Source organism: Marinobacter xestospongiae, assembly GCF_023156385.1.
Classification (GTDB): Bacteria; Pseudomonadota; Gammaproteobacteria; order Pseudomonadales; family Oleiphilaceae; genus Marinobacter; species Marinobacter xestospongiae.
Window position 1 is genome coordinate 1 of the sequence record NZ_JAKZAK010000045.1, and the last position, 7,061, is coordinate 7,061.

At 59.4% G+C, this 7,061-nt stretch carries 3 protein-coding genes; all 3 read left to right on the plus strand.

Going from position 1 to position 7,061, the window contains the following annotated elements; all coding sequences use genetic code 11:
• On the plus strand, nt 1-426 hold a 426-nt coding region (locus MLD24_RS21250), incomplete at its 5' end, for an SPOR domain-containing protein (protein WP_248169308.1).
• Nucleotides 427-765: 339 nt separating this feature from the next.
• On the plus strand, nt 766-5,214 hold the full coding sequence (gene gltB, locus MLD24_RS21255) for a glutamate synthase large subunit (protein WP_248169310.1): 4,449 nt from the start codon (nt 766-768) through the stop codon (nt 5,212-5,214).
• Between the two features lie 75 nt (nt 5,215-5,289).
• Nucleotides 5,290-6,708, plus strand: coding sequence for an FAD-dependent oxidoreductase (locus MLD24_RS21260; protein WP_248169312.1), 1,419 nt, complete (start codon nt 5,290-5,292; stop codon nt 6,706-6,708).
• The last annotated feature ends 353 nt before the right edge of the window (nt 6,709-7,061 follow it).

Genomic DNA, 7,061 nt, shown 5'->3' on the forward strand with positions numbered 1-7,061 from the left:
GAGCCAGAGCCAGAGCCAGAGCCAGAGCCAGAGCCAGAGCCAGAGCCAGAGCCAGAGCCAGAGCCAGAGCCAGAGCCAGAGCCAGAGCCAGAGCCAGAGCCAGAGCCAGAGCCAGAGCCCAGCACACCGGCTTTCGAACCGGCGGCTCCGGCCTACTTCCTTCCTCGGCAGGAACTGAGTGGTAAGGAGGCATTTACTGCTCAGTACATTGCAGGGTATGAAGAGCGCACGGCGTTGCGCTTCATCGAGATGCACCCGAGTGTTAATGGTCTGCGCTACACCCGAAGTCTGCGATCCGGAAAAGACTGGTTTGTAGTTTTTTACGGAGAGTTTGGCAGCCGCGAGGAAGCCCGGGCGGCCCTCGCCAAACTTCCTGCCAGTCTGCGCCAGGAAGAGCCCTGGATTCGGACTCTGGGTGATATCTGATCCTCATTCCCTGCTGCTTCCGTCCGGGCGGCAGACCGAGCTGAAAAGCAGTCTGATTTAGTCGATTTTCCTGTCTTCCGACGGTGTTTGTGACCAATATCCGGGTATTGTGCTGCCATTTTCGGGTTGGTCCGAAAAATGCCTTCAATCCCAGTGATACCAACGCCTGGCGGGCTATTCTGATGGAACGGAGTTGCCTTAAAACTGCAACTCCGTTTGAGTACGTATTTCTACGTGTGTAAAATAGCCAGCCCCCATTTTCAGTGTCGAAGGGTGATCGGGTGCTCTTTTTCGCCTTAACTCTTTGATTGAAAAGCATTTATACGCGAGAGAACGCTTATGATGACAGGTTTGTATCATCCCGATGAGTTCAGGGACAACTGCGGCTTTGGTCTGATTGCCCATATGAAGGGCGAGGCCAGCCAGAAGTTGTTGCAAACTGCCATCGAGTCGCTGACCTGCATGACCCACCGCGGTGGGATTGCGGCGGACGGTAAGACCGGCGATGGTTGTGGCCTGCTGATTCAGAGTCCGGACGCATTTCTGCGTAAGGCCGCGAATGCGGCGTTCGGCAAGACCCCAGGCGACCTGTTCGCCGTTGGCCAGGTCTTCCTGAACCCCGATGAAAGCAAGGCTGCGGCAGGTCGTGCCGCGATCGAGAAGCGGTTGACCGAGCAGGGTCTGGACATTCTTGGCTGGCGGGAAGTACCCACAGACAACAGCTGCCTGGGACCAATGGCACTGGATTGCCTGCCGCGTATCGAGCAGGTCTTCGTGGAGCCCGCCGGCAAAGAAGAAAAAGACTTTGCCATTGCGTTGTTTGTGGGCCGACGTTATGCCGAACGCGACATGGTGGACGACGGCGAATTCTACATCTGCAGTCTTTCTCACCGGACCCTGTCCTACAAAGGGTTGATGATGCCGGTGGATCTGCCCAACTTCTACCTGGATCTTGGTGATCCGGAGCTGGAAACGGCGATCTGTGTGTTCCACCAGCGTTTCTCTACCAACACTATGCCGCGCTGGCCGCTGGCCCAGCCGTTCCGCTATCTCGCCCACAACGGTGAGATCAATACCGTGGACGGCAACCGGAACTGGGCGATTGCCCGGGCCGCAAAATTCAGTTCGCCCAACCTGCCGGATCTGCAGACCCTGCAGCCGCTGGTTAACCTGACCGGCTCCGATTCCTCAAGCATGGACAACATGCTGGAGATCCTGTTGGCCGGCGGCGTTGACCTGTTCCGTGCCGCGCGCATGATGATTCCACCGGCGTGGCAGAATGTGGACACCATGGACGCTGACCTGCGGTCCTTCTACGAGTACAACTCCATGCACATGGAGCCTTGGGATGGCCCGGCCGGCCTGGTTATCTCCGACGGCCGTTACGCCGTGTGCATGCTCGATCGCAACGGCCTGCGTCCGGCCCGTTGGGTCATGACCAAAGACGGTTTTATTACCCTGGCGTCCGAGATTGGCACCTACGCCTATGAGCCGGACGATGTGGTCGCCAAAGGCCGTGTGGGACCGGGTCAGATGCTGGCCATCGACACCGCGACCGGCGATGTGCTGCATACCAAAGACGTCGATGATCGTCTGAAAAAGGCCCAGCCCTACAAGCAGTGGCTGCGGGAAAACGGCCTTCGAGTCGAAGCAACGCTGAACCAGGCCACGCCGGAATTCCGGCTGATGGACTCGGACGAACTGCTGGTACACCAGAAAATGTTCATGGTGTCCTACGAAGAGCGTGACCAAGTGCTGCGTCCGCTGGCCGAGAATGGCCAGGAAGCCGTCGGCTCCATGGGTGACGACACGCCGATGGCGGTGCTGTCCAGCCGGGTGCGTCATGTTGGCGATTACTTCCGTCAGAAGTTCGCCCAGGTCACCAATCCGCCGATTGATCCGTTGCGCGAATCCATCGTGATGTCGCTGGAAACCTGCCTCGGGGCGGAACGCAACGTCTTTGAAGAGACGCCTGACCACGCCGACCGGATCATTCTGTCCACGCCGGTGCTGTCACCGGCGAAGTTCCTGCGCATCGTCAATAATGAGCGTCCGGGCTTCGAAGTGGCTCGTATTCGTCTCAGCTACCGTCCCGAGCAGGGGCTGGAGCAGGCCATCCGTACCGTTTGCGACGAAGCCGCCCAGGCCGTCCGGGATGGCAAGGTCCTGCTGGTGCTCACCGATAAGGACCTGTGCGAGGGTGAACTGCCGGTCAATGCCCTGATGGCGACCGCGGCGGTCCACCACCACCTGGTTCACCAGGGGCTGCGTTGCGATTCCAACCTGATCGTTGAAACCGGCTGGGCTCGTGACCCGCACCAGTTCGCTGTGCTGTTCGGCTTTGGTGCCACAGCGGTTTATCCCTATCTGTCGTACCAGGTGCTGAACGATCTGATCCGCACTGGCGAAGTGCTGATGGACCCGATCGAAGCCAAGAACAACTACCGCAAGGGCATCAACAAGGGGCTGTTGAAGATCCTGTCCAAGATGGGCATCTCCACCATCACCTCCTATCGCGGTGCCCAGCTGTTTGAGGCGATTGGTCTCGCTGATGAAGTGGTGGATCTGTGTTTCCGGGGTGTGCCCAGTCGGATCCAGGGGGCTGGCTTCTTTGATTTCCAGCAGGACCAGGAACAGCTGGCTGCCGTTGCCTGGAAGCCCCGCAAGCCCATCTCACAGGGTGGCCTGCTCAAGTACATCCACGGTCAGGAATACCATGCCTTCAACCCGGATGTGGTCCGGACGCTGCAGGATGCGGTGATCAGCGGAGAGTATGGTCAGTACCGTGAGTATGCCGCGCTGGTCAACGAGCGACCGGTAGCGACGCTGCGGGATCTGCTTTCATTCCGTAGCGATATCGAAGGCATCAAACTGGCTGACGTTGAGCCGGTGGAGGCCATCTTCCCGCGCTTTGATTCTGCCGCCATGTCCCTCGGTGCACTGTCGCCGGAGGCCCATGAGGCACTGGCCGTGGCGATGAACACACTCGGCGGTCGCTCCAACTCCGGTGAGGGCGGTGAAGATGCGGCTCGCTACGGCACCGAGCGTCGCTCCAAGATCAAGCAGGTTGCTTCCGGTCGATTTGGCGTGACTGCGGAGTACCTCCGCAGCGCTGAGGTCATGCAGATCAAGGTGGCACAGGGCGCCAAGCCTGGAGAGGGCGGTCAGCTGCCTGGCGGCAAGGTCAATGATCTGATTGCCCGGCTGCGTTACTCGGTACCGGGCGTCACTCTGATTTCGCCGCCCCCGCACCACGATATTTACTCCATCGAGGATCTGGCCCAGCTGATCTTTGATCTCAAACAGGTCAATCCGAAGGCACTGGTCTCCGTCAAGCTGGTCTCCGAGCCGGGGGTTGGCACCATCGCCGCCGGTGTTGCCAAGGCCTATGCCGACCTGATCACCGTTTCTGGCTATGACGGTGGTACCGCAGCGAGCCCGCTGACCTCAATTCGCTACGCCGGCTCCCCGTGGGAGCTTGGCCTGAGCGAAACCCAGCAGGCGCTGCGTGCCAACGATCTGCGGGGCAAGATTCGCCTGCAGACGGATGGTGGCATCAAGACGGGCTTGGATGTGGTCAAGGCGGCAATCCTGGGGGCTGAAAGCTTTGGCTTTGGTACCACGCCTATGGTCGCCCTGGGCTGTAAATACCTGCGGATCTGTCACCTCAACAACTGTGCAACCGGTGTTGCCACCCAGAATGATCATCTGCGCGAGGAGCATTTCCGCGGCACCGTCGAGATGGCGATGAACTTCTTCCGTTTTGTTGCGGAGGAGACTCGCGAATGGATGGCCAAGCTCGGTGTTCGTACGTTGGAAGAGCTGGTTGGCCGAGTGGATCTGTTGGAGCGCCTGCCCGGTGATACCCAGCGCCAGCAAAAGCTGGATCTGACGCCACTGTTGGGCAACGACCTGATTCCGGCTGACAAGCCGCATACCTGCCAGGTAGAACGCAACCTGCCGTTTGATGAGGGCAAGCTGGCTGAGCAGATGGTGGCGGACATGGCGGATGCCATCGCCAATCGCCAGGGCGGGACCTGGTCCTACCGTGTCACCAACTGCGACCGTTCCATCGGTGCTCGCCTGTCCGGTGAGATTGCGGAGGCGCACGGCAACCAGGGCATGATCGACGCGCCCATCACGCTGGAGCTGACCGGCACCGCCGGCCAGAGTTTCGGGGTCTGGAACGTCTGTGGCCTGCACCTGTACCTGGAAGGCGATGCCAACGACTACGTCGGTAAAGGCATGACCGGAGGCAAGCTGGTGATCCGTCCGCCGCAGGGCAGCAGCTTCAACACCCAGGAAACCTCCATTGTGGGCAACACCTGCCTCTACGGCGCGACTGGTGGCAAGCTGTTCGCTGCGGGTACCGCCGGTGAGCGTTTTGGGGTGCGTAACTCCGGCGCCCACGCGGTGGTCGAGGGTGCGGGCGATCACTGCTGCGAGTACATGACGGGTGGCCTGATTACCGTTCTGGGTGCCACCGGTCACAACTTTGGTGCCGGTATGACCGGTGGTTTTGCCTACGTGCTGGACGAGAAAAACACCTTCGTGGACAAGTACAACCACGAGCTGGTGGAGATCCAGCGGATTTCCAGTGAGGACATGGAGCCGTACCGCAATCACCTGCGCGGGGTCATCCGTGAGCATGTGGCGGAAACCCGCAGCGCCTGGGCCGAGCACATTCTTGACAATTTCGACGACTATATTGGCCGTTTCTGGTTGGTTAAGCCCAAGGCCGCCAACCTGAGAAGCCTGCTGGCCAGCACCCGGGCCCGTCCGGAATAGGGCGGAGAATAATCCGGGGAATGGGCCGGCCCTGTGCCGGCCCGATGTCGAAATTGAGTTGATGAGAGCTACCAGATGAAAGAACGTTTGAGTAACGACTTCCAGTTTGTCGAGGTTGGCCGTGTTGATCCGAGCAAGGTGCCGGCCAAGAAGCGCAAGAAAGAATTTGCCGAGATCTATCACCCTTTCAAGCCGGACGATGCCGCCAATCAGGCTCATCGCTGCCTGGCTTGCGGTAACCCTTACTGCGAGTGGAAGTGCCCGGTCCACAATTACATCCCCAACTGGCTCAAGCTGGTGTCCGAGGGCAATGTGATGAAAGCGGTGGAGCTTTGCCACCAGACCAACTCACTGCCGGAAGTATGCGGCCGGGTCTGTCCGCAGGATCGTCTGTGTGAAGGCGCCTGTACCCTCAATGATGGCTTTGGTGCCGTGACCATCGGGTCGGTGGAAAAGTACATTACGGACACAGCCTTTGCCCTGGGCTGGAAGCCGGATCTATCCCACGTTCGCTGGACGGACAAGAAAGTCGCGGTTATTGGAGCCGGACCGGCGGGTCTTGGCTGTGCCGACATCCTGGTTCGTAACGGAGTCAAGCCGGTGGTGTTTGACTGTTATCCAGAGATTGGTGGCCTGCTGACCTTTGGTATTCCCGAGTTCAAGCTGGAAAAGTCGGTGATGAGCCGTCGCCGTCAGGTGTTCGAGGAAATGGGCGTGGAGTTCCGCCTCAGCACTGAAGTGGGTCGGGATGTCCAGATGCAGGAGCTGCTGGATGAATACGATGCCGTCTTCATGGGCATGGGCACCTACACCTATATGAAGGGCGGTTTCCCGGGCGAGGATCTGCCGGGCGTGTACGATGCGCTGCCGTTCCTGATCTCCAACGTCAATCGTCGACTGGGTTTTGAGAAGTCGGCGGACGACTTCATCGACATGAAGGGCAAGCGGGTTGTGGTGCTCGGTGGTGGTGACACCGCCATGGACTGTAACCGAACCTCGATCCGGCAGCAGGCCGAGAGCGTGACCTGTGCCTACCGACGGGATGAGCAGAACATGCCGGGTTCTCGCCGCGAGGTTGCCAATGCCAAAGAAGAGGGCGTCAAGTTCCTCTTCAATCGCCAGCCGATCGCAATCATCGGGGAAGACCAGGTTGAAGGCGTAAAGGTTGTACAGACCCGGATGGGGGAGCCGGACGAGAACGGTCGTCGGCGTCCGGAAGTGGTGCCGGGGAGTGAAGAGGTGATTCCAGCGGATGCGGTGCTGGTGGCGTTTGGTTTCCGTCCCAGCCCGTCAGAATGGTTTGAGGAGCACGAGGTTGCCACGGACGATTCCGGTCGTGTAACGGCGGCCGAAGGTGGCGAGTTCCCGTTCCAGACCAGCAACCCCAAAATCTTTGCGGGTGGCGATATGGTGCGGGGTTCTGATCTGGTAGTGACTGCCATTTGGGAGGGGCGCCAGGCTGCGGAAGGGATTCTCGATTATCTTGATGTCTAGGCCGTGGTTCACCGAAGGTTCTAAGCTTCGGGTTTAGACGCAGCGCAAGGGCGGTGAGCCGGTATGGGTCACCGCCTTTTTTATGAGATGGCGAAAGAATCGCTGGTTTTGACGGCTCCGGCCCAGGTGCCGTTGGCCGTTACGCTGGTGCCGATCTCCTTGCTGGCCATCGCAGCGCATTTTCTGTTCAAAAGGCGGGCAATCGGAGCTAGAATGTACGGGTAAACCGAGATCTCTGCAGAAAGTTTGGGAAAAGCTGTTGACGGTTTGCGGGAGGTCTGTAGAATGCGCATCTCTTTCGAGGGGCAAGCCGGTCAGGCGGGCTCGGAATCGAAAGGCAACCGTTTGGTTTT